We start from the raw sequence: 21,900 nt of genomic DNA, 5'->3' as shown, positions 1-21,900 counted from the left end.
CAGACAGGAGTTGTATTAATACAGTTACAGCCCTTTCACCACTGCCTTTATTGCACCGGCAAAACGGACCATACCATCTTCTATATCTTTATAATCAATAACCAAAGACGGGGCCAGACGAATCACATCCGGGCCAGCGTTAAGGATCATCAAACCATTCGCTGCGGCTGCATTCAGTACATCACGCGCCCGGCCCTTATATGCTGCACTTAATTCGGCGCCAATCAGTAACCCCATCCCACGGATATCACTGAAAACAGCATATTGTTCATTAATCTGCTGCAGGTGTTTTACGAACAACTCGCGTTTCGCCATAACGCCATCCAGTACTTCCGGCGTGTTGATAATATCGAAAGCTGCCCCTGCTACCGCACACGCCAGCGGATTACCGCCATAGGTTGAGCCATGCGAGCCAACATGGAAAGCCGATGCAATCTCTTTTGTTGTCAGCATCGCACTGATTGGGAACCCACCGCCAATTGCTTTAGCACTGGTCAAAATATCGGGAGTCACATCATAGTGCATGTAAGCAAACAGCTTGCCAGTACGCCCCATACCACATTGAACTTCATCAAACACCAGCAAAGCCTGGAATTCGTCACACAGCTCACGCAGGCCTTTCAGAAACTCAGGTGTGGCCGCCATCACACCGCCTTCTCCCTGAACAGGTTCCACCACGACAGCACAGGTGTGGTCATCCATAACGGCTTTCACCGCATGTAAATCATTAAAAGGCACATGAACAATATCTGCTGGTTTCGGCCCAAAGCCATCTGAATATTTAGGCTGCCCCCCTACAGAGACAGTAAATAAAGAACGACCATGAAAAGCATTATGAAAAGCGATTATTTTCGTTTTATAAGGGCTGTGGCGCGTGGACGCATAGAAACGAGCCAGCTTAAAGGCGGTTTCATTGGCTTCAGTGCCCGAATTCATAAACAAAACACGCTCTGCAAAAGTTGAGGCTATCAGTTTTTGCCCAAGCTTCAATGCTGGCTCATTAGTAAACACATTGCTGGTATGCCACAACGTTTCACCCTGCGCTTTCAGTGCTTCAACCAGCGCCGGATGGCAGTGCCCCAGCGCTGTAACCGCAATACCGCCTGCCAAATCAACGTACTCATTACCTTGCTGATCCCACACTCGGCTCCCTTTACCTTTTACCGGGATAAAGTTTGCGGGCGCAAAAATTGGAACGATAACGTCATCAAATGTAGAGCGGGTTACTGCGGGTTGTTCAGTTGCCATTTCATATCCACCTATGTTTAGCAGAAATGCGTAATGAAATTATAATCACAAAATATGCATAAAAAATCACTTAATGGCAATAAAAAATCAACGCTTCAGGAAATTATTCAAAAGCGCATGGCCCTGTTCGCTAAGAATACTTTCCGGATGGAACTGTACTCCTTCAATATCCAGCAACCGGTGACGGATCCCCATAATTTCTTGTTGTTCCGTCCAGGCTGTCACTTCAAATACCCCAGGCAGACTCTCGCGTTCAAGCAATAAGGAGTGGTAGCGGGTAACAGTCAGTGGATTATTCAGACCATGAAAAACCCCTTGATCATTATGGCGGATCGCAGATGTTTTCCCATGCATTACCTTCGCGGCGCGAACCACATTGCCGCCAAATGCCTGGCCAATCGCCTGGTGACCCAGACAGACGCCTAAAATCGGGCACCTGCCTGCATAATGGCGTATCGCTGACAGAGAAATACCAGCGTCATCTGGCGTACATGGTCCTGGAGAAATAACCAGCTTCTGTGGCGCGAGCTGGTCTATATCATCAAGGGTTATTTCATCGTTACGTTTTACCAGCACCTGCGCGCCCAGCTCACAAAAATACTGGTACAAATTCCAGGTGAACGAATCATAGTTATCAATCAGCAATAACATAGCAACTCCCGTTCTAAAAACGGGCATATTCTACCGGTTTTACACTTGTGAACGGGGAAAATAACGCCATGATGCAGAAAAAGCTGGAGGGGCGAAGCAGGTGTTACTTTCCCGCTTCGCACAAGCAGATTATGGCAGCACTTTAGCTGAGAGGATCACAACAGGCTTAGAGGGAACATTTTGGTAAGGGCCAACATTATGGGTAGGTACCTGAGCGATTTTATCCGCTACATCCATGCCTTTCACCACCTTGCCAAAAACAGCGTATCCGTAATCACGCTGGCCATGGTTTAAAAATGCATTGTCCGCCACATTGATAAAGAACTGGCTGGTTGCACTGTCTTTATCTGCCGTCCTCGCCATCGCTATTGAACCACGCGTATTACGTAACCCATTGTCGGCTTCATTCTTAATTGGCGGTTTCGTGGCTTTTTGCGTCATATCCACATTAAAGCCCCCACCCTGAATCATAAACCCTGGAATCACACGATGAAAAATCGTGTTGTTGTAAAAGCCACTATTGACATAATCCACAAAGTTTTTCACCGTCACTGGCGCTTTTCCGCTATCCAGCACTAGCTCGATATTCCCGGCCGACGTTGTCAGCAGCACATGAGGATCCCCTTTTGCCGCGAGTGCAGAAGAGGAAATCGAAGTCAGGGCAAAGACAGCCGTAACGGCCGCCAGAGTCGATTTCAGCATGAATGGTTTCCTTTACAAGCAATAAAAAATGCAATGAAACGATTCTAAAGAGCCACCTGCCGACAAGCCAGCCATTTACTCTTTTTTACGTAACAGAATACATACCCCGGCAGTAACACCCTCCTGGGTCACTCTGTATGTTTCAATTGCATCAATAAAAACAATGCACTGATTTTATTTAATAAAAATGTACATACTCATCGTATTTTCCCGGTGGTATGGGCAATCAAATACCGCATATCCGGCGTTTCACTCTTCAACTGGGTGTATGTCAGGATTAATTGCCTGAAGGCTGCGGATTACCTGGCTGTGAAAAATCTACCAGTTCGCCTCCCTTATCCACCTGTACCCATGTCTGAGCAGGTTGCGTAGTGGTAATGATACGCCCATTACGGACAGACCAGCGCACCGGCACCTGCCGTCTTAGCGCATCAAAGCCATTCAGGGCTGGCAGAATTACCATGTTCGCCGGGTGCCCTTCCACAATACCGTAATCCGCAATACCCAGTGTGCGGGCACTGTTGTCGGTTATCAGCCGAATGCCCTCATCAATTTGCGGGTAGCCCATTAACTGGCAAATATGTAGCCCCATGTGCAACACCTGCAACATATTACCCGTTCCCAGTGGGTACCATGGGTCGAAAACGTCATCATGACCAAAGCAAACATTAATGTCCGCCTCCAGCATCTCTTTCACCCGGGTTATCCCACGGCGACGCGGGTAGCTGTCAAAGCGCCCCTGCAAATGAATATTCACCAAAGGATTTGCCACGAAATTAATCCCGGATAATTTCAAGAGCCTGAATAAGCGAGACGTGTAAGCACCATTGTAACTGTGCATGGCCGTAGTGTGACTTGCGGTGACGCGCTCCTTCATACCCAACTTCAGTGCCAGCGCAGCCACCGTTTCCACAAAGCGCGATTGCTCATCATCGATTTCATCACAGTGGATATCCAGTGGCCGGTCGTATTTCTCCGCCAGCGCAAAGGCAGTATGCAAAGACTCCACACCATATTCACGGGTGAATTCAAAATGCGGGATAGCTCCCACAACATCAGCGCCCATCACCAAAGCTTCCTCAAGCAAAGCGGCACCATTGGGATAAGACAGAATACCTTCCTGCGGAAATGCGACCAGTTGCAAATCAATCCAGGGCGCGACCTCCTGTTTTACTTCCAGCATGGCTTTCAGCGCAACCAGACCAGGGTCAGAAACATCCACATGACTACGTACATACTGGATCCCGTTTGCCATCTGCCATTTCAGCGTTTTCCACGCCCGCGCTTTTACATCTTCGTGGGTCAGTGTTGCCTTGCGCTCTGCCCAACGCTCAATGCCTTCAAATAAGGTTCCCGATATATTCCAGGCTGGTTCACCTGCAGTTTGTGTGGTGTCGAGATGAATATGAGGTTCAACAAAAGGAGGAAGTGCTAATCCGCCATGAGCATTAAGGACATCGTGGCTTCCATACACACGAGTTTCCGTCATGGGCGTTATTGCTCCAAACCGCCCGTTTTCAATAGTAATTTGCCACAAACCTTCACGCCCTGGCAGGCGCACATCCTGAATGAACCAAAACGTAGCTGGTGCCATATACCCTCCGGATGAATACATATTGAAAAACAGACAGCAAATATGAAGTTATCATGCCTTTTCGTTACAGGCACAACGCATATTCACTATGACGTGCAACAATAGCGCCTTACCACTTTATGTAAAAACCCGGGCATCACTGAAGGGAGCCGACAGTAAGTTACCAAACACCCGGCAAGACAACTTGCAGGCAAAATAGCAGGAAGGAAAAGCATCAGGGATCACAAAAAAACCAACAAATTCAATGATTTTTTATCTGTATGTTATTGATAGTTTAACGTATTCCCATCTGAATACTGAACTCATATTTAGGGGGCAGGGATCTGTACGCTTTTGTATGGCTATGAGATAGTCTTCGCCTTACTGTCGAAAATGCTTATCGCACTGGCCCGCGCAAGCGGGAGGAACGAGGAACTGCTGTGGATTATTTGCCTATTTTTTGTGAGCTGAAAAACCGCGATTGCCTGCTGGTTGGCGGAGGAGATGTCGCTGAGCGTAAAGCCAGGCTACTAATGGATGCAGGAGCCAACGTCATCGTCAATGCCCCGGAATTTACCCCACAGTTCACTGTTTGGGCTGAGCATAAGCAGTTGTCACTGGTTAAAGGTGATTTCTCACCTGCGTTAATGGATAGCAGTTGGTTGGTGATTGCGGCAACAGACGATGACCAAACCAATCAGCACGTTAGTCAGGAAGCAGAACGGCGTAAGCTTTTTTGTAATGTTGTCGATGCCCCTAAACGTGCGTCATTTATCATGCCGTCGATTATTGACCGCTCCCCCATCATGGTAGCGGTTTCCTCCGGTGGTACAGCACCTGTTCTTGCCCGGTTGCTGCGCGAAAAGCTTGAAGCTGTATTACCTCAACACCTGGGTAAGGTGGCCCAATTTGCCGGTCAGTTGCGTCAGAGAGTCAAAGATACTTTCACAACAATGGCTGAGCGTCGTCGTTTTTGGGAAAAGTTGTTCGCCAATGACCGAATTGCGCAATCTCTGGCAAATAACGATCCGGCCGCAATCCATTCGCAAACCGAAACATTATTCTCTACACCACTGGATAACCAGGGCGAAGTGGTTCTGGTTGGCGCGGGTCCTGGCGATGCCGGGCTGCTCACGCTTAAAGGATTACAGCAAATCCAGCAAGCCGATATTGTTGTGTATGACAGGCTGGTTTCTGATGATGTGATGAAACTGGTCCGCCGCGATGCTGACCGGGTATTTGTGGGCAAACGGGCGGGTTATCACTGCGTACCACAAGAAGAGATTAACCAAATATTGCTCAGAGAAGCGCAAAGTGGGAAACGTGTTGTCAGGCTAAAAGGTGGCGACCCGTTTATTTTCGGGCGAGGTGGCGAAGAGCTGGAAACGTTATGTGAGGTAGGGATTCCATTCTCTGTCGTTCCGGGTATTACTGCAGCTTCTGGTTGTTCCGCCTACTCAGGTATTCCACTGACTCACCGTGATTATGCGCAAAGTGTCCGCCTGGTTACCGGACACCTTAAGTCCAGTGGTGAAGAGCTGGACTGGGCCAGCCTTGCAGCAGAAAAACAGACACTGGTATTTTACATGGGGCTGAACCAGGCTCCGGCTATAGAGAAAAACCTGCTTGCCCACGGAATGCCGGCAGAGACGCCATGTGCTCTGGTAGAAAACGGTACCGCGACAACACAGAAAGTCGTGCAGGGTACACTGGATAAACTGGCCGTACTGGCACAACAAGTGCAGAGCCCAAGCCTGATTATTGTTGGGCGTGTTGTTGGTCTACGGGAAAAATTAAACTGGTTCAGCAACCATTAAGCAAAAGCCCCCGGATGGGGGACTGAGTCTGATGACAAACCTCATGTTCGCACAGAACAAGAGGAAGTCATCCAATAAAAAACAAAGAAAATCAATTCATTGATTTTCGGCTGCTAACTAAAAAGAAGGAAAAGCCAAGCTTTTCCTTCTTTTTCATCAATCTGAAATCTCCGGATGGAGCTTCATTTTAAGGTTTAGCAACGAAACCAATTGCTTCGTACACTTTCTTCAAAGTTTCTGCTGCCTGGGCCTGTGCTTTCTTCGCTCCATCCCGCATAACTTGCTGCAAGAAAGCCTCATCATTCCGATAGCGATGGAAACGCTCCTGAAGCTCGCTCAGCATACCTGAAACGGCATCGGCTACTTCACCTTTGAGGTGGCCATACATTTTGCCTTCAAAGTGTTGTTCCAGTTCAGGAATACTCTGCCCGGTAACAGCAGACAAAATATCCAGCAAGTTAGATACACCAGCTTTATTGGCAACATCATAGCGAACAACAGGCGGCTCGTCGGAGTCAGTTACCGCGCGTTTGATCTTCTTAACCACTGATTTAGGATCTTCCAGCAATCCGATCACATTGTTTCGGTTATCATCAGACTTGGACATTTTTTTGCCCGGCTCAAGCAGTGACATAACACGAGCGCCAGATTTAGGAATAAAAGGTTCCGGCACTTTAAATACATCGCCATAAATCGCGTTAAAGCGCTGCGCGATATCGCGGCTCAATTCGAGATGCTGTTTTTGATCCTCACCAACCGGTACCTGGTTAGTTTGGTAAAGCAAAATATCAGCCGCCATCAGAACCGGATAGTCAAACAGGCCAGCATTAATATTTTCGGCATAACGCGCAGATTTATCTTTAAACTGCGTCATGCGGCTCAGTTCACCAAAATAGGTGTAGCAGTTCAGCGCCCAACCTAACTGTGCATGTTCCGGTACGTGAGACTGAACAAAAATGGTGCTTTTTTCCGGATCAATACCACAGGCAAGATACAGAGCCAGAGTATCAAGTGTCGCTTTACGCAGTTTCTCAGGATCCTGGCGGGCCGTAATGGCGTGCAGATCCACAATGCAATAGATACAGTGGTAATCATCCTGCATGTTCACCCACTGACGCAATGCACCCATATAGTTACCAATAGTTAATTCACCTGATGGTTGTGCACCACTAAAAACGATGGGCTTACTCATTTTTTCATTCCTGATTGTCATTGTGCGGGAGCCCAATAATGGGCAGGAGATCACTGAAACGATCACAAACAAAGTCAGGCTGACTTAACGTGATCGATTCACCATAGTTGTAACCATATGTCATGCCAGCAACGCTGACAGTAGCGGCTTTTGCGGCCTGGATATCATTGCGTGAATCCCCCACAAAAAGTAATTCATGAGGATACAGACCCAGTTTACCCAGTACCAGGTAAAGGGGAGCCGGGTGCGGTTTTTTGGCAGCGACATCATCACCACCGATAACCAGGTCAAAATAGTCAGCAATACCCAGTGTTTCCAGAATCGGCCGGACAAATGGCGTAGGTTTGTTGGTCACTATCGCCATTTTAACACCGTGCTCACGCAGAGTTTTCAAGGTATCCGCAACTGTCGGGAATAAATAACTGCCTTCCTCTGCATACTGGGCATAATACGTATCAAACAGGCGCCGCATCATTTCTGGCAGGCCATCCTGAGGTGATTTATCTTTCAAGGCCCAGGTGAGCGCTCGCTCAACCAGAATATCCGCGCCATTACCAATCCAGGTCGTCACACGGTCTTCACCTGCAGCCGGCAACTCAAGGGCATACAATGCGCTGTCAATGGCATCGGTCAGGCCTGGTGCACTATCAATTAATGTACCATCAAGGTCGAATGCGATGCCTTTAATACCTTCAAGCTTACCCATGGCTAACTTTTCCCAGCTCTTCACGCATTTGGTCAATCACTTGCCTGTAGTCTGGTTGCCCGAAAATTGCCGAACCGGCTACAAACATATCTGCACCAGCAGCCGCAATTTCGCCAATATTCTCTACTTTCACACCACCATCAACTTCCAGGCGAATATCATACCCGGAAGCATCAATACGCTGGCGCACTTCACGCAACTTATCCAGTGTATGCGGGATAAAAGACTGGCCGCCGAACCCTGGATTCACGGACATCAACAAGATGACATCCAGCTTGTCCATTACATAATCAAGGTAACTGAGCGGCGTGGCTGGATTAAATACCAGACCGGCTTTACAGCCATGCTCTTTAATCAGTTGTAAGGTACGATCAATATGCTCGGACGCTTCCGGGTGAAATGTAATAATACTGGCGCCTGCCGCCGCGAAATCCGGGATTAACCGGTCAACAGGCTTCACCATCAGATGGACATCTATGGGTGCTGTTATTCCGTACTGACGCAGTGACTTCAACACCATTGGCCCAATAGTCAGATTCGGCACATAGTGATTATCCATCACATCAAAATGAACCACGTCTGCACCAGCAGATAAGGCTCTTGTGGTATCTTCGCCAAGACGGGCAAAATCCGCCGACAAAATTGAAGGGGCAATGAGATACTGTGTCATCCGCGTCTCCATTTTTAGAAATGCATTATGCGGCAGCGAAATTACTCAGACGTTATAGAGTGCCAGAAGTTCGTCTACTTTCTTGCGCGTGCCGCCGTTACTGCTGATGCTGCGCCGGACTTTTACAGGCAACAACGTACTTGCCAGCCTGTACCATTCCCGGGTCAATATTGTGTCATGATTAGAGATCAACACAGGAATGCGTTTTTGCCGCAACTTCTCAGCCAGAAAAGCCAAATTCTGTTGTTGTTCTACATTAAAACTGTTGGTGTGATACGCCGTAAAGTTTGCTGTTTCTGACAGAGGCGCATAAGGCGGATCGCAATAGACAACCGCACCTTTCATTGCCTTAGCCATGCTGGAATCATAAGATTCACAGACAAACTCAGCCCGCTGAGCTTTTTCCGCAAACAGAAACAATTCATCTTCGGGGAAATAAGGTTTCCTGTAACGCCCGAAGGGAACATTAAATTCACCACGCAAATTATACCGGCACAAACCATTGTACCCATGGCGGTTCAGATACAAGAAAAGTAGTGCCCGCTGAAATGGGTCCGTACTTTTGTTAAACGTGTCACGTAGTACGTAATAGCGTTCAGCGCAGTTGTTCTCTTGAACAAAAAAATTTTTAGATTCAGTAACATACTCCTCTGTACGTGTCTTGACGATGTTGTACAGACTAATCAAATCGCTGTTGATATCGGCGAGGAGATAACGAGAGTATTCTGTATTCAGGAAGACAGAACCCGCCCCGACAAAAGGCTCAATCAGGTACTCGCCTTCGGGGAGATGACGTTTAATGTCATCGAGCAGGGGGTATTTCCCCCCTGCCCACTTCAAAAAAGCGCGATGTTTTTTCATGCTGTATGACTAAATTACCTTCTCCCGCTGTGGAGAAGCTCCGACAGCATCCTGCGCTTTATACACTATTTAAGATCAGCCTGAACCTGATGAATGGGCTTGGTCCAGGGGTTTTTCGCTTGTACATCTGCCGGGAGCGATGACACTGCGCGTTTGGCATCATCGCGATTTGCATAAATGCCGCTTACCAGAACATACCAGGGTTGGCCATTACGCGTTGTTTTGTACACCACATAATCTTTAAGCTGCTCTTTCTTAGCCCAGTTTGACAAGTTGGCCTCGTTGGAAGAACTGCTTAATTGCAAAGTGTAATGACTACCCGGGGCTGATTTCAGGGCATTAATATTGCCAATAGTACCGCCCGAAGCTGCAGCAGGCGCGGGCGTAGTTTTTGCCACCGCCACATGTTCCTGGGTAGCAGGCGCTGCACGAACAGGCTCAGGTTTCTTCACAACCGGCGTGGGTTCGCGTGTTTTCACCGGCGCGGGTTCTGCGGCCCTGGCTGTTTTCTCCCTGGCTGAATGAGAAGGTTCAATGACCACTTCGCGGCGTGTCTTTGCCGGCTCATTGTGACGCACAGTGCGCTCTGGTGCAGCCACAGGTGAGGATTTACCATTCACAGGAGCGACTGTAGCAGGTTCTGTCGGCAGGGTTGAACCCGCAACAACGTTATTGATTTGCCCCTGTTGCTGAGTCAGCGCGGTATTGAGGTCACCCGGCACATCTACGCGTTGTTCAGCATTATTAGCAGACTGAGCAGGACCAATAGCCTGCGAAGGTGTTTCTGACACAGGCGGGACAGAAATTTCTTGTGGTGCACTGTTGCCCTGAGCAACCTGACCATTATTGTCCACTACGGGTGCAGGAGTACTACTTCCCTGTGAAGCAGAACCAGAAAGATCGATACTTTTTTCACCGCCAGAGGAGACCGTGGAGGATGAATCGCCGGGTGACTTAGGTGATTGCAGTGCAGAACCAATCCCCAAAATCAGCACCAGCAAAACCAGTATCCCCACCCCCATCATAATATGCTGGCGTGAAACTGGGCCTTTAGAAGGAGCAGACTTCATTTTTTTACGCTTAGGTGGACGACGCGTGGGTTGTTCCCCACTTTCATCAGCCTCATCATACTCTTGGGCATCGCTGTCACGTCGTGAACGCGATGGACGGCGCTCGTCTGCATCAACATCCACATCATCCATGTTGATACTGGGCTCATTGTCGTAGTCTGCAGACTGGCGTGAGCGGCCAGGATGACGGTCGCTGGGATCTGGTTTCAGACCGTCTTCCGGTTTTAATTCATCCATTTAACACCCCATTCAAAGGCGAAGAGTGTTAATACCTCACTCGCCCGAAGTTAAAGGCCACTTTGGGTGGCTAATCTCATGTCTTTGTAATCACGCCTGCAGGCAATCTGTGATAGCACTGAGAACAAGGTCGTGCGCAACGCCTGCCCGTACTTCACTTTTACCAATAGCCAACGGAAGAACCAGGCGTAGTTCTCCCGCCAGAACTTTCTTATCCCGCATCATATGCGGCATATATGCAGCTGGTTCCATGCTTTTCGGGCCGGTTACCGGCAGCCCTGCTCGCTTAAGGAGTGTAATGATACGTACCGTATCTGCTTCACTAAACTGCCCCAGGCGTTGAGCAGTACGAGCAGCCATTACCATTCCCGCAGAAACCGCCTCACCATGCAACCAGTTTCCGTACCCCATTTCGGCCTCAATGGCGTGTCCGAAAGTATGACCAAGGTTAAGTAAAGCACGTTGACCGCTTTCGCGCTCATCAGCGGCCACAACTTCTGCTTTCAGTTCACAGCAACGGCGAATACAGTAAGACATAACCACAGGATCCAGTGCCACCAAAGCATCCAGGTTATTCTCCAGCCAGTTGAAGAAATCGGCATCAAGAATAATCCCGTATTTAATCACTTCAGCAAGACCAGATGCTAATTCTCGGGGAGGTAATGTTTTCAGACAATCGATATCAATGACAACTGACGCCGGTTGATAAAAAGCGCCAATCATATTTTTTCCGAGGGGATGGTTTACTGCTGTTTTACCGCCAACAGACGAATCAACCTGGGAAAGCAACGTTGTGGGAACCTGAATAAAACGGACACCGCGTTGATAGCTTGCTGCAGCAAAACCGGTCAAATCACCAATAACACCGCCTCCCAGCGCTACTAAGGTGGTATCCCGACTATGGGGTTTTTCAAGCAATGCGGTAAAAACTGAGTCAAGTACTGACAGGCTCTTATACTGTTCACCGTCTGGCAGGATAACGACATCAACGTTAACCCCTGCCTGTTCAAGCATGTGCCGAACCCGGTCAAGATAAAGTGGTGCCAGGGTTTCATTTGTAACAAGCATCACTTGCTCACCTGATTTCAGGGGCCAGAAAGAAGCGGATTCATTAAATAACCCTGATGCGATGGTAATTGGGTAGCTGCGCTCCCCTAATGTCACCATTAACCTTTCCATGACGCTGTTACCTTTTGTTGTGTATTACCCCAGCCGGGTTACGTTTACATCAACTGAAATTAGTTACTTTCCAGCATGTTAATTATTTGATTAGCAACAACCTTCGCGCTTTGATCGTCAGTGCGAATGACAACATCGGCAATCTCTTCATACAGAGGATTACGCTCATCCGCTAACGCTTCGAGAACTTCCCGAGGGGGCATGTCTACCTGGAGTAACGGACGTTTTTTGTCACGTTGCGTACGCGCCAGTTGTTTTTCAATGGTGGTTTCCAAATACACCACAACACCGCGCGCAGAGAGACGATTACGCGTTTCACGAGACTTCACAGACCCGCCGCCGGTAGCCAGGACGATACCCTGCTTTTCGGTCAGCTCATTGATAATTTTTTCTTCGCGCTCGCGAAAACCCTGTTCGCCTTCAACGTCAAAAACCCAACCGACATCGGCTCCAGTACGTTTCTCAATTTCTTGATCGGAATCGAAAAATTCCATATTGAGCTGTTGAGCCAATTGCCGCCCAATAGTGCTTTTGCCGGCACCCATAGGCCCAACCAGAAAGATATTGCGTTTCTCTGCCATTTTTTCGGTACTACTAAGACAATTCGTTAATGATAAACCCACCATGCAACGTCCGGGCATGGCAGGAAATGAACTGAAACCTCTTATGCGATAGTGCGAGAGTCAGACTAAAAATTATCTCAACACTCAAGGTGGTTTGGCAACCGAATAAATTACTACTTCGCGGATATCCCCAGAACAAGCACTGAGCCTGAAGCGGCCCTGCCCCACCTAAAACCGGTACATCTTGTATGATAATTCCAGCCTCAGGTCAAACACCATGACGGGTTTAACTAAACTTATTTGTATACATCTTTTATTTGTCAGATTTCTGCCAGATGGGTGGTGATAAAAACAACCAGCTCCCGACGCTCATCTTCTTTTATTTGATGACGGAATAAACCGCCAATCAATGGAATGGATCCAAGAAAAGGAACCTGAGCCACACCATCACGTTGTTTATGCTGAAAAATACCACCAAGAACGATGGTATCGCCATGGCGTACATCAATTCGGGTTTCTATTTCCTGTTTATCTATAGCCATAACGTCGCCCTCAGCACGCTGTAAAACCTGCCCAGGGGCATTCTGAGTGATACGTAAATTCAGGCGGACTCGTTTATCCGGCAGAACCACAGGCGTTACCTCAAGCCCCAAAACAGCTTCTTTAAATTCAATAGTAGCAGCCGAAGAATCCGTACCTGAGGTCTGGTAGGGAATTTCACTCCCTTGCTTAATACTGGCTGGTTGCTGATGTGCGGTAATCAGGCGTGGGCGGGCAATAATATCCAGTTGCTGGCGTTGTTCGAGGGCTGACAGTTCCAGCGCCAATAAATTACTGTCGACCCGACCAATATTGAACCCAAGGCTGGTAGTGCTGCTGCCCGTAACACCTAACTCTGCAGAGCCTGAAACCTGCCGTGAGTTACCTTGCCACTTCACGCCCAGTTCCTGCAAACTTTGCTGATTAATCGTCACAATATGGGCCGCCAGCTCAACCTGGCCTAATGGTAAATCCAGTAACTCAACCAATGCCTGTATGCGCGCCAGTGCTGGTTGCGTATCATTTAACATCAGCCTGCTGGTACGCTTATCAACCACCATAGACCCGGAGCCTGACAGACCATTATCACCCAGTTCACGAATGGCAGCCGCTACCCGTTCGACATCAGCATGCTGTACAACAATAACAGCCTGTTTTTGCGGCAGGCGAGCCTGTTGTTGCGCTTTTTCTTCCCGCTGAGCCTGGCGCTGTTGACTGGCCCATTCACGCGTACTGATGCGCAAAATATTGCCCTGCACCTTCCCTTCCAGTTCCGCAATTTCAAGCACCACGGAAAGCGCCTGCTCCCAGGGAACATCCACCAACCGTAATGACACCAGCCGATCGCCCCCTTGTGCAATCACAACATTAAGCTTCCGGCCCTCAGCAAGTGCCTGTAACACCTGTGCCACCGGCACATGGTCAACCACCAGGGAAACTGGTTTGGCGCCACACCATGTTGACCACAAAAATACCAGGTTCACCAGCCATACTTTCATGTTTCGTTCCTCCCTGAGGGTAGTAAAATATGCTCCTGCGCCGAACATGCTGCTACCCGGCGTACTATCATTTGGTGTTCAGAAACTGGGCCAACACGCCAACTATCACCAAGCTCATCGCCCTCTATCACACGCAACCACTGCCCACTGCCGGTACGAATAATGCCTTGTAGCATCGCTCCCTGACGTACTACCCCCATAAAACGCCATTCATCCGGTACACCTGATGAACAGGTTGTTGCCAGTGGAATAAATGGATTTCGCAATTCACTACAGACCAGCGCAGGTACCCATAACATCAACAACATTATCTGACGCATCCATAATCTCCAGATCCAGCCTCACGCTAACCTGCTCACCCTCGTCCGCCTGCAACTGGAACCCTGGCAATTCGACAGGTTCACCAGCCAATGCCGGAAATAACTGCAAAACACCCTCCCAGGGCAAGGACAAACTCAGTTCACCTTTACGCTCACCTCCCGGCATCCCCCAGCGTAATAATTTCCCTCCCACATCTCGGGTAAAACGCTGGGCAGAAAATACCGTGACTGGCTGGCTGATACATAAATACTGTTGTTCCAGTTCTGCTACTTGCTGGCGTAATTGTAACCAGTTGGCCTGTTGTTGTTGCCATTGAGTACGCTGCATATTCAATTGCATAACGGAATCAGCAACCTGTTGTTTTACTGGCATCACCCAAACCAACCAGCCAATACCTGTACAGACTGCCATCAGCGCAAGCAAAAGCACGGCCTTTCTGGGGCCGGAAAGTGCCAGCCAGTGTTCAACTATCAACATCATCCTTCTCACCTTGCAGGGTAAATCCAAAGTGAATCTCGCCGTTACGCCGGGTGATATGGTTAACTTTTAGTTGGTCAACCCCTGGCAAGGCCGCCAGTACCGTTTCGCAGGCCAGTGTACCCTCAGCCGATAACCCAACCCCTTCAACTGACAAGGTGTTATGTTGTACAACCAGACGGGTAATCCAGGTATCTTCCGGTAACTGCTGACTGAGGTAGACCAGGCTCTGCCGCCAACGGTGTAATCGTTGTTGGCGCTTTTTCATAGTGTCATTGGCCTGGCGTATCTGAGCTAACCGGGTAAGCTTTGTTTCCAGCCCGACTACCGCAAGTTGCTGGTGGTTATATAAAGCAGGGAATGTGGAAGCCACATTCATATTGACACGTAAGCAGGTATGCAAAGGCAGAACAACAAGTACCAGGGTTATACCAACGCAACACAGTGCAATGAATGAGCGCCGCCCCCACAACCAGAACAAAGATTTACGCCGTTGGTCCCGCCACGGCAAAAAATTCAGCGATTCATTCATGCCGGATAACCCCCAAGCGCCAACCCCAATGCAATGACAAATGGGTCGATGTTTTCAGGTAAAGGAGGTGCAACCAGATGTAGCAAGCGATATGGATCCAGCCTCTCTTGTGGTTGTTCCGTTAGCACCTCCTGTGGTCCACAAAAATGAATATGTTCACTTTTACATCCCAACCGTTCCAATAAAGCAGGCACTTCCGGCACATCGGAAACCCGTGTTGCCCCCCATTGTTGGGGGCCATACCATAACCAGTCATGTTGGCTGCGATATATAACCCAGGAACTACCTCCCAGAAGAGCCTGATAAGGAGCCAGTGCCAGCGCATCAGGGGTAATTGCACGCAGGTGGCACTTGCTTTGGGTAAAATACTCTTGCAAACGTGCCACTACATCCGCCGGAGCAGTAGCAACACTGACACTCTTGCTGCCAGAATCAGTAGCAGTACGGGCAACATAGTCCCAACACAATTGACTGACAGGTATATCCAGTTGTTGTGCAGCCATTTGACCGATATAACGACAGGTATCAGTCTCGGTCATAGCCATAGCAGGTAATGACATTTGTTGTTGAAGCGTACGCCCGGTAGGGATCCCCACCCGAATACGATACCCGTAAGGCAGTGAGAGCCTTAACGCCGCCAGAGCTGAAACGACATCAGCGTGTGAAGGCTGTTGCGTATCGTCTGGTGAATGATGAGACACCGGCCATTCCCACCAGCCGCGTAATTGCCACCCATAACGCCGGTGTTGAACAGCCACCGCCCGGAGCCTGTCACGCTGAATATCAACCCCCACCTGCCACTGTGCTGCTGGACACATCTCATCTTCCTCCCTGACCTAAAAGTAAAAATGGCATATCAAAGCGCTCTTGATGCCTTTATACTACTGCCCGGTTGTTTATAAACTGCCCAACAGAAACCAGATGAGAAAAGCTCAGTGAAGTTCGTAAAGTATTTATTGTTCTTTGTTATTGCTTGCATTTTATTGGGTGCTGGCTCGATTTATGGCTTATACAAATACATAGAGCCGCAGTTACCCGATGTTGCGACGCTCAAAGATGTCAAACTCCAGACGCCTATGCAGGTCTACAGCGCCGATGGTGAATTGATTGCACAATTTGGTGAAAAGCGGCGGATACCGTTGCACCTGAATCAAATTCCGCCTGAGTTAGTGAAAGCGTTTATTGCGACTGAAGACAGCCGCTTTTATGAACACCATGGTATTGATCCTGTGGGGATTTTTCGTGCGGCCAGCGTAGCGCTATTTTCCGGGCATGCTACCCAGGGTGCCAGTACAATTACACAACAACTCGCGCGTAACTTCTTCCTGAGTCCCGAAAAAACGCTCGACCGTAAAATTAAAGAAGCGTTTTTGGCGATACGTATTGAGCAATTGCTGAGTAAAGATGAAATTCTTGAACTTTATCTCAACAAAATTTATCTCGGGTACCGTGCTTACGGAGTGGGAGCAGCCGCTCAGGTCTACTTTGGTAAAGATGTCAGCCAGCTAACATTAAGTGAAATGGCGGTAATTGCGGGGTTGCCGAAAGCACCTTCCACATTCAACCCGATTTACTCTGTCGACCGGGCAACGGCCCGCCGCAATGTGGTTTTGAGCCGCATGCTCAGCGAGGGCTATATTACACAGGCGCAATATAATGATGCGGTCACTCAGCCGATAGAAGCGAATTACCATGGCCCGCAAATAGTCTTTTCAGCACCTTATTTGGCTGAGATGGTTCGCCAGGAAATGGTTAGCCGCTATGGCGATAACGCTTATACCGATGGCTACAAAGTCTATACCACGGTGAGCCGTCGTTTACAGCAAGCCGCTCAGGATGCTCTGCGTACCAATGTAATTAATTACGATATGCGCCATGGCTATCGAGGCCCGGAAACGGTGTTGTGGCGTATTGGTGAAATGCCATGGAATACCCAAAAAGAGATTACCCTGTTACGCACCCTGCCTAATTATGGCCCGTTACATCCGGCTATCGTGAACAGTGCCACCCCAACAGAAGCAGTAGCGATGCTCGCTGACGGGAGTTCGGTGCGCTTAACGCTGGATGGTGTTCGCTGGGCACGGCCATGGCGTTCAGATACTCAGCAGGGTGCCACTCCGCGCAAAGTAACCGATGTTCTTCAGGCGGGACAGCAAATCTGGGTTCGCCAGCAAGACAACAACTGGTGGCTGGCTCAGATACCAGCAGTGAACTCGGCTCTGGTTTCGCTTAACCCACACGATGGTGCGGTAATGGCGCTGGTGGGTGGGTTTGATTTCTACCAAAGTAAGTTCAACCGCGCCACACAAGCTCTGCGTCAGGTCGGTTCTAACATTAAGCCATTCCTGTACACCGCCGCTATGGATAAGGGCCTGACATTAGCCAGTATTTTGAACGATGTACCTATTTCGCGTTGGGACGCTGGTGCAGGTTCCGACTGGAGTCCGAAAAACTCCCCACCAACTTATGATGGTCCGATTCGCCTGCGTCAGGGCCTGGGGCAGTCGAAAAACGTGGTCATGGTTCGCGCTATGCGGGCGATGGGTGTGGACTACGCTGCCGATTACCTGCAACGCTTTGGCTTCCCGTCACAGAATATTGTGCGCACAGAATCACTGGCGCTGGGTTCCGCTTCCTTCACACCTTTGCAGGTGGTTCGTGGCTATGCTGTGTTGGCAAATGGCGGCTTCCTGGTTGATCCTTACTTCATTAGTAAGATCGACGATGAACAGGGCAACACGATTTTTGAGGCCAAACCACAGGTTGCCTGCGCCGATTGCAATCTGCCGGTTATTTATGGCGAAACACCGAAGTCGAATGTTCTGGAAAATCAGAACATGGAAGATGTCGCTACTTCTGCTCAGCAGCAAAATGCCACAGTGCCCATGCCTGAACTTGAAAAAGTGAATGGGCAAGTGCCTGCCATGCAGTCTCAGGCTTATGCACCTCATGTTATCAGCACACCACTCTCCTTCCTTATCAAGAGCGCACTGAACTCGAATATCTTCGGTGAACCAGGCTGGATGGGTACCGGCTGGCGCGCGGCACGGGACCTGAAGCGTAATGATATCGGCGGCAAAACCGGAACAACCAATAGTTCAAAAGATGCGTGGTTCTCTGGTTATGGCCCGGGTGTCGTCACGTCGGTGTGGATAGGCTTTGACGATCATCGTCGGGATCTTGGGCGTACTACGTTATCAGGTGTGATTAAGGATCAGATCTCTGGTTACGAGGGTGGTGCTAAAAGTGCTCAACCAGCCTGGGATGATTACATGAAAGCGGCATTAGACGGTGTTCCGGAGCAACCACTCACGCCGCCACCCGGTATTGTTACCGTGCGTATTGACCGTGCCACAGGTCAACTTGCCAGCGGCGGCAATAGCCGGGATGAGTATTTTATTGATGGCACACAACCCACTCATCAGGCTGTACATGAAGTGGGGACAACTGTCATTGATAACGGTGAAACTCACGAACTCTTCTGATAAGCCAGCCCCTTCCTGTGGAAGGGGCTATTACAGCCGACCCTGCTGATTCAGCCATTCACGCACTAAAAACAGCGCACTGATATTACGTGCCTCGCTAAAGTCAGGCTCTTTCAGCAAATCCATCATGGTCGCCAGCGGCCAGTGTTCCTGTATCAGGGGTTCCGGCTCATCACCTTCCAACGATGATTCATATAAGTCTTCAGCCAAAATAATATTCATTTTGCTGGAAAAATAAGAAGGTGCCATTGTCACTTTTTTTAGAAAGCTCAGTTTTTGCGCACCAAACCCCACTTCTTCCTGCAACTCCCGGTTCGCCGCATCAAAAGGCAACTCGCCGGGATCAATTAATCCCTTTGGAAACCCCAGCTCGTAAGACTCTGTGCCAACAGCATATTCACGTATCAGAACAAGTTTATCGCCCAGGAGAGGGACTATCATCACAGCTTCCCGTTCAGACGGACGCATACGTTCATAGACACGATGAACCCCGTTACTGAATGCCAAATCAACCGACTCAACATTAAACAAACGGGAGCGGGCAACGGTTTCAACATTCAGTATTTGTGGTTTTTTTAGTGGCTTATTCATGAATCTGCGCTTCATTTATGGGATCCTGATGCTATTTTGCGACACACGGCAATGTTTGAGCAATTGCCAATTGCCTGTTTTTCACAATTGTGCAACGAAACAAGCACGAATCATGACAATTTGACTGATGTCAAGGCATTGCATTCTTTCCAGGAATTTGCTGATACTTCTCTTTATATAGCTTTGCTAACATTTAGTTACCTTCGGCATGTCTACCCAAAAAGCTAAAGAAAGAAATCAATAATGCCGATTATCATTCACTTAACTAAAATCATCAGTGAAGGGTCGCCGTTTGCTGTACTTGATTCAAAAAATGAAGGTTTGATGGGGATAGCATGAGCACCTTGTTGATTTTTTTCACTGCAGTACTGGGCTGCCTGGCTATTGCCGGGTTGGTGTACGGGTACAAGCAGCGTCAGCACTCGCGCTACCCCTGGTTGCAGGCATTAGCTGGCGCGACGACACGCCAGCTTAGCGAAGAAGAACGCTCGGCTATTGAGCACTATCTTTCTTCACTTGCACGTAATCAGCAACTGCCTGGCCCCAGTGGTGCCAGTGCAGGCCCAGTTACCCTGTCGCTCAGCCCTAAAAGCCGCATCGTTTATTCAGTCGTACGTTCAATTACCCGCTATGGGCTTACTGCCGATGATCCTAACAAGTGGCGCTATTATCTGGATTCTGTTGAAGTCCATTTACCGCCTTTTTGGGAGCAGTACATCAGTGATGATAACAACGTTGACTTAGTGATTACCGACTCACTCCCACTGGTGATTGGCCTCAATGGCCATACACTGAAAAACTATCACCAGGAAACCCGCGGAGCGGTACATCAATTCTCTGGCAGCACTGCATCGATTCGTGGCGAAGAAAGTGAACAAATTGAATTGTTAAATATTCGCGAAGAGACGCGTGAAGAATACACATTGTCGCATCAGGATAACCTGCGAGATGCCCTGCTGATCAGTGCTGCTTTTTTACTGTACTATCTGTGCCTGCTTATTCCATCAATGTTTATCCCATGGCTTGCCGGATGTGCCACGCTTCTGTTACTGGGTGGGTTATATGGTATCTGCATCCCACCGGCAAAAAGCAACTTACGGGAAATCCACTGTTTGCGCGGTACCCCAAAACGCTGGGGGCTGTTTGGCGAATCAGACCAGGAACAAAATAATATATCTCTTGGTGTCATTGACCTGGTTTACCCCTCTCACTGGCAGCCTTTTATTAACCAGGACCTGGGACATAAAACAGACATTGATATTTATCTGGATCGCCATGTTGTTCGCCAGGGACGTTTTCTGTCTTTACATGATGAAGTAAAAAACTTTCCTTTGCAGCACTGGCTGCGCAGCCTGATAATTAGTGCCAGCGCCCTTGTCGTACTGGTGATGTTGGTTGTCTGGGTGCCTCTTGATATGCCGATAAAGCTCACTATCTCCTGGCTTAAAGGCGCGCAAAGTATTGAAGCGACAACATTGTCTCAACTGGAAAGTGCCAATTTGCGTGTTGGTGATACCGTGCAACTCTCCGGGTCCGGGATGTGCAGTATTTCGGCTACGGACAACTGGTCAGCTCAGCATAACACCCCTTTCCGGCCCTTTGATTGTTCACAGATTTTCTGGAACAACGCTACCCCGTTGCCAGCGCCGGAATCCGATATCGTCACTAAAGCCAGTGCCCTGGTGCAAACAGTCAATCGCCAGCTACATCCACAGGATGGCGATGATACAAAGGTGAACCCGCAACTGGCTTCCGCTATTCAAAAATCAGGCATGGTGTTGGTGGATGACTTTGCAGATATCGTGCAAAAAACCCAGGCGTTATGTACCTCGAACGATGATTGTATTCGCCTCAAAAATGCCCTGGTGAATCTGGGGAATACCAAGGACTGGGAAACACTGGTTAAGCGCGCAGATAGCGGAAAACTGGATGGAATTAATGTTCTGCTCCGCCCGGTCAGCGCGGAGTCACTGTCTAATCTGGTGGCAACATCGACTGCTCCTTTCTTCATGCGCGAAACATCCCGTGCTGCTATGTCACTGAACAGCCCGTCACCAGGGGGTTTTTTGATTATCAGTGACGAGGGCGCTGAACTGGTTGACCAGCCTTATCCGCCTGTTTCACTCTATGATTATCCGCCGCAAGAGCAATGGGCTGTTTTCCGGCACCTTGCCGAAACTCTGACCCATACGCCATTCCATGCGGAAGGCATTATAACCGGGTTGTCCACCGACGCGAATGGAACGGTACACATCATGCTGCACAGCGTTCCAGACAGCGCCAGTTTGTGGCGTTATATCTTCACGTCATTGCTGCTGGCCGCGATGGTGCTTAGCACCCTGTATAATGGCAGCATGGCAGCTATCCGTTACTACCGGCACCGCCGTCGCCTGGCACAAATTCAGGCATGGTACGAAAACTGCCTCAATCCGAAACTGATCCCTGGGCCGGGCGTTCCCCATTTGTTCTGAGTATTCATGCCGCAGG

General features: G+C 49.0%; 20 protein-coding genes. 3 read left to right on the top strand and 17 right to left on the bottom strand.

Features of this window, described 5'->3' with window-relative positions; translation table 11 throughout:
• Window positions 1-24: 24 nt before the first annotated feature.
• The 4 genes from argD to A9B99_RS12620 form a co-directional block, all read right to left on the bottom strand.
• Window positions 25-1,248 carry a bifunctional acetylornithine/succinyldiaminopimelate transaminase gene (gene argD / locus A9B99_RS12635; RefSeq protein ID WP_156519050.1) on the bottom strand — a complete coding sequence of 408 codons (1,224 nt, stop codon included), beginning with the start codon at window positions 1,246-1,248 and terminating at the stop codon, window positions 25-27.
• Between the two features lie 87 nt (window positions 1,249-1,335).
• Window positions 1,336-1,899, bottom strand: coding sequence for an aminodeoxychorismate synthase component 2 (gene pabA, locus A9B99_RS12630; protein WP_064597980.1), 564 nt, complete (start codon window positions 1,897-1,899; stop codon window positions 1,336-1,338).
• A gap of 129 nt (window positions 1,900-2,028) precedes the next feature.
• Window positions 2,029-2,601 (bottom strand): peptidylprolyl isomerase A, encoded by a 573-nt coding sequence (ppiA, locus tag A9B99_RS12625; RefSeq protein WP_064597978.1) that lies wholly within the window; start codon window positions 2,599-2,601, stop codon window positions 2,029-2,031.
• Window positions 2,602-2,878: 277 nt separating this feature from the next.
• Window positions 2,879-4,195, bottom strand: a complete 1,317-nt coding sequence (locus A9B99_RS12620; RefSeq protein WP_064597976.1) for a cytosine deaminase — start codon at window positions 4,193-4,195, stop codon at window positions 2,879-2,881.
• Window positions 4,196-4,614: 419 nt separating this feature from the next.
• Between A9B99_RS12620 and cysG the strand changes: the two genes are divergently transcribed.
• Window positions 4,615-5,991: a siroheme synthase CysG gene (gene cysG / locus A9B99_RS12615; protein WP_064597974.1), complete on the top strand. Its 1,377-nt coding sequence runs from the start codon at window positions 4,615-4,617 to the stop codon at window positions 5,989-5,991.
• A 187-nt stretch (window positions 5,992-6,178) separates the two neighbouring features.
• On the opposite strand, the gene trpS is transcribed toward cysG, so the two are convergent.
• The 12 genes from trpS to A9B99_RS12555 all read right to left on the bottom strand — a co-directional run bounded on the left by trpS (window position 6,179) and on the right by A9B99_RS12555 (window position 16,155).
• Entirely contained in the window at window positions 6,179-7,183 is a 1,005-nt protein-coding gene (trpS, locus tag A9B99_RS12610) for a tryptophan--tRNA ligase (protein WP_064597972.1), read from the bottom strand.
• A gap of 4 nt (window positions 7,184-7,187) precedes the next feature.
• Entirely contained in the window at window positions 7,188-7,889 is a 702-nt protein-coding gene (locus A9B99_RS12605; RefSeq protein WP_064597970.1) for a phosphoglycolate phosphatase, read from the bottom strand.
• Window positions 7,882-8,559 (bottom strand): ribulose-phosphate 3-epimerase, encoded by a 678-nt coding sequence (gene rpe / locus A9B99_RS12600; RefSeq protein ID WP_064597968.1) that lies wholly within the window; start codon window positions 8,557-8,559, stop codon window positions 7,882-7,884. Before rpe ends, A9B99_RS12605 begins: the two co-directional genes overlap by 8 nt.
• A gap of 45 nt (window positions 8,560-8,604) precedes the next feature.
• Window positions 8,605-9,420, bottom strand: a complete 816-nt coding sequence (dam, locus tag A9B99_RS12595) for an adenine-specific DNA-methyltransferase (RefSeq protein ID WP_064597967.1) — start codon at window positions 9,418-9,420, stop codon at window positions 8,605-8,607.
• 65 nt (window positions 9,421-9,485) lie between these two features.
• Entirely contained in the window at window positions 9,486-10,727 is a 1,242-nt protein-coding gene (gene damX / locus A9B99_RS12590) for a cell division protein DamX (protein WP_064597966.1), read from the bottom strand.
• 90 nt (window positions 10,728-10,817) lie between these two features.
• On the bottom strand, window positions 10,818-11,906 hold the full coding sequence (aroB, locus tag A9B99_RS12585) for a 3-dehydroquinate synthase (RefSeq protein ID WP_064597965.1): 1,089 nt from the start codon (window positions 11,904-11,906) through the stop codon (window positions 10,818-10,820).
• Window positions 11,907-11,965: 59 nt separating this feature from the next.
• Entirely contained in the window at window positions 11,966-12,487 is a 522-nt protein-coding gene (aroK, locus tag A9B99_RS12580; protein ID WP_036111171.1) for a shikimate kinase AroK, read from the bottom strand.
• Window positions 12,488-12,789: 302 nt separating this feature from the next.
• On the bottom strand, window positions 12,790-14,007 hold the full coding sequence (locus tag A9B99_RS12575) for a secretin N-terminal domain-containing protein (RefSeq protein ID WP_064597963.1): 1,218 nt from the start codon (window positions 14,005-14,007) through the stop codon (window positions 12,790-12,792).
• Window positions 14,004-14,327, bottom strand: coding sequence for a HofP DNA utilization family protein (locus A9B99_RS12570; protein ID WP_082917869.1), 324 nt, complete (start codon window positions 14,325-14,327; stop codon window positions 14,004-14,006). Before A9B99_RS12570 ends, A9B99_RS12575 begins: the two co-directional genes overlap by 4 nt.
• A complete protein-coding gene (locus A9B99_RS12565; RefSeq protein ID WP_064597960.1) occupies window positions 14,278-14,808 on the bottom strand; it encodes a HofO family protein in 531 nt (176 codons plus the stop codon). Before A9B99_RS12565 ends, A9B99_RS12570 begins: the two co-directional genes overlap by 50 nt.
• A complete protein-coding gene (locus tag A9B99_RS12560; protein WP_064597958.1) occupies window positions 14,792-15,337 on the bottom strand; it encodes a PilN domain-containing protein in 546 nt (181 codons plus the stop codon). Before A9B99_RS12560 ends, A9B99_RS12565 begins: the two co-directional genes overlap by 17 nt.
• Window positions 15,334-16,155, bottom strand: a complete 822-nt coding sequence (locus A9B99_RS12555; RefSeq protein WP_064597956.1) for a type IV pilus biogenesis protein PilM — start codon at window positions 16,153-16,155, stop codon at window positions 15,334-15,336. Before A9B99_RS12555 ends, A9B99_RS12560 begins: the two co-directional genes overlap by 4 nt.
• 117 nt (window positions 16,156-16,272) lie before the next feature.
• On the opposite strand from A9B99_RS12555, the gene mrcA reads away from it, so the two are divergent.
• Window positions 16,273-18,822, top strand: coding sequence for a peptidoglycan glycosyltransferase/peptidoglycan DD-transpeptidase MrcA (gene mrcA, locus A9B99_RS12550; RefSeq protein WP_064597954.1), 2,550 nt, complete (start codon window positions 16,273-16,275; stop codon window positions 18,820-18,822).
• A 30-nt stretch (window positions 18,823-18,852) separates the two neighbouring features.
• Here mrcA and nudE read toward each other — a convergent pair whose 3' ends face one another.
• A complete protein-coding gene (nudE, locus tag A9B99_RS12545) occupies window positions 18,853-19,413 on the bottom strand; it encodes an ADP compounds hydrolase NudE (protein WP_064598076.1) in 561 nt (186 codons plus the stop codon).
• A gap of 335 nt (window positions 19,414-19,748) precedes the next feature.
• On the opposite strand from nudE, the gene A9B99_RS12540 reads away from it, so the two are divergent.
• Entirely contained in the window at window positions 19,749-21,884 is a 2,136-nt protein-coding gene (locus A9B99_RS12540) for an IgaA/UmoB family intracellular growth attenuator (RefSeq protein ID WP_064597952.1), read from the top strand.
• Window positions 21,885-21,900 lie beyond the last annotated feature (16 nt).

Source organism: Mangrovibacter phragmitis (assembly GCF_001655675.1).
Taxonomy (GTDB): Bacteria; Pseudomonadota; Gammaproteobacteria; order Enterobacterales; family Enterobacteriaceae; genus Mangrovibacter; species Mangrovibacter phragmitis.
The sequence above is the reverse complement of the archived record's forward strand: the minus strand, read 5'-3'. Positions and strand labels throughout refer to the sequence as shown.

Excerpts from the sequence above, each read along its gene's own strand:
- argD (WP_156519050.1), bottom strand. The coding sequence starts at position 1,248 with ATGGCAACTGAACAACCCGCAGTAACCCGCTCTACATTTGATGACGTT.
- pabA (WP_064597980.1), bottom strand. The coding sequence starts at position 1,899 with ATGTTATTGCTGATTGATAACTATGATTCGTTCACCTGGAATTTGTAC.
- ppiA (WP_064597978.1), bottom strand. The coding sequence starts at position 2,601 with ATGCTGAAATCGACTCTGGCGGCCGTTACGGCTGTCTTTGCCCTGACT.
- A9B99_RS12620 (WP_064597976.1), bottom strand. The coding sequence starts at position 4,195 with ATGGCACCAGCTACGTTTTGGTTCATTCAGGATGTGCGCCTGCCAGGG.
- trpS (WP_064597972.1), bottom strand. The coding sequence starts at position 7,183 with ATGAGTAAGCCCATCGTTTTTAGTGGTGCACAACCATCAGGTGAATTA.
- A9B99_RS12605 (WP_064597970.1), bottom strand. The coding sequence starts at position 7,889 with ATGGGTAAGCTTGAAGGTATTAAAGGCATCGCATTCGACCTTGATGGT.
- rpe (WP_064597968.1), bottom strand. The coding sequence starts at position 8,559 with ATGACACAGTATCTCATTGCCCCTTCAATTTTGTCGGCGGATTTTGCC.
- dam (WP_064597967.1), bottom strand. The coding sequence starts at position 9,420 with ATGAAAAAACATCGCGCTTTTTTGAAGTGGGCAGGGGGGAAATACCCC.
- damX (WP_064597966.1), bottom strand. The coding sequence starts at position 10,727 with ATGGATGAATTAAAACCGGAAGACGGTCTGAAACCAGATCCCAGCGAC.
- aroB (WP_064597965.1), bottom strand. The coding sequence starts at position 11,906 with ATGGAAAGGTTAATGGTGACATTAGGGGAGCGCAGCTACCCAATTACC.
- aroK (WP_036111171.1), bottom strand. The coding sequence starts at position 12,487 with ATGGCAGAGAAACGCAATATCTTTCTGGTTGGGCCTATGGGTGCCGGC.
- A9B99_RS12575 (WP_064597963.1), bottom strand. The coding sequence starts at position 14,007 with ATGAAAGTATGGCTGGTGAACCTGGTATTTTTGTGGTCAACATGGTGT.
- A9B99_RS12570 (WP_082917869.1), bottom strand. The coding sequence starts at position 14,327 with ATGCGTCAGATAATGTTGTTGATGTTATGGGTACCTGCGCTGGTCTGT.
- A9B99_RS12565 (WP_064597960.1), bottom strand. The coding sequence starts at position 14,808 with ATGATGTTGATAGTTGAACACTGGCTGGCACTTTCCGGCCCCAGAAAG.
- A9B99_RS12560 (WP_064597958.1), bottom strand. The coding sequence starts at position 15,337 with ATGAATGAATCGCTGAATTTTTTGCCGTGGCGGGACCAACGGCGTAAA.
- A9B99_RS12555 (WP_064597956.1), bottom strand. The coding sequence starts at position 16,155 with ATGTGTCCAGCAGCACAGTGGCAGGTGGGGGTTGATATTCAGCGTGAC.
- nudE (WP_064598076.1), bottom strand. The coding sequence starts at position 19,413 with ATGAATAAGCCACTAAAAAAACCACAAATACTGAATGTTGAAACCGTT.
- A9B99_RS12540 (WP_064597952.1), top strand. The coding sequence starts at position 19,749 with ATGAGCACCTTGTTGATTTTTTTCACTGCAGTACTGGGCTGCCTGGCT.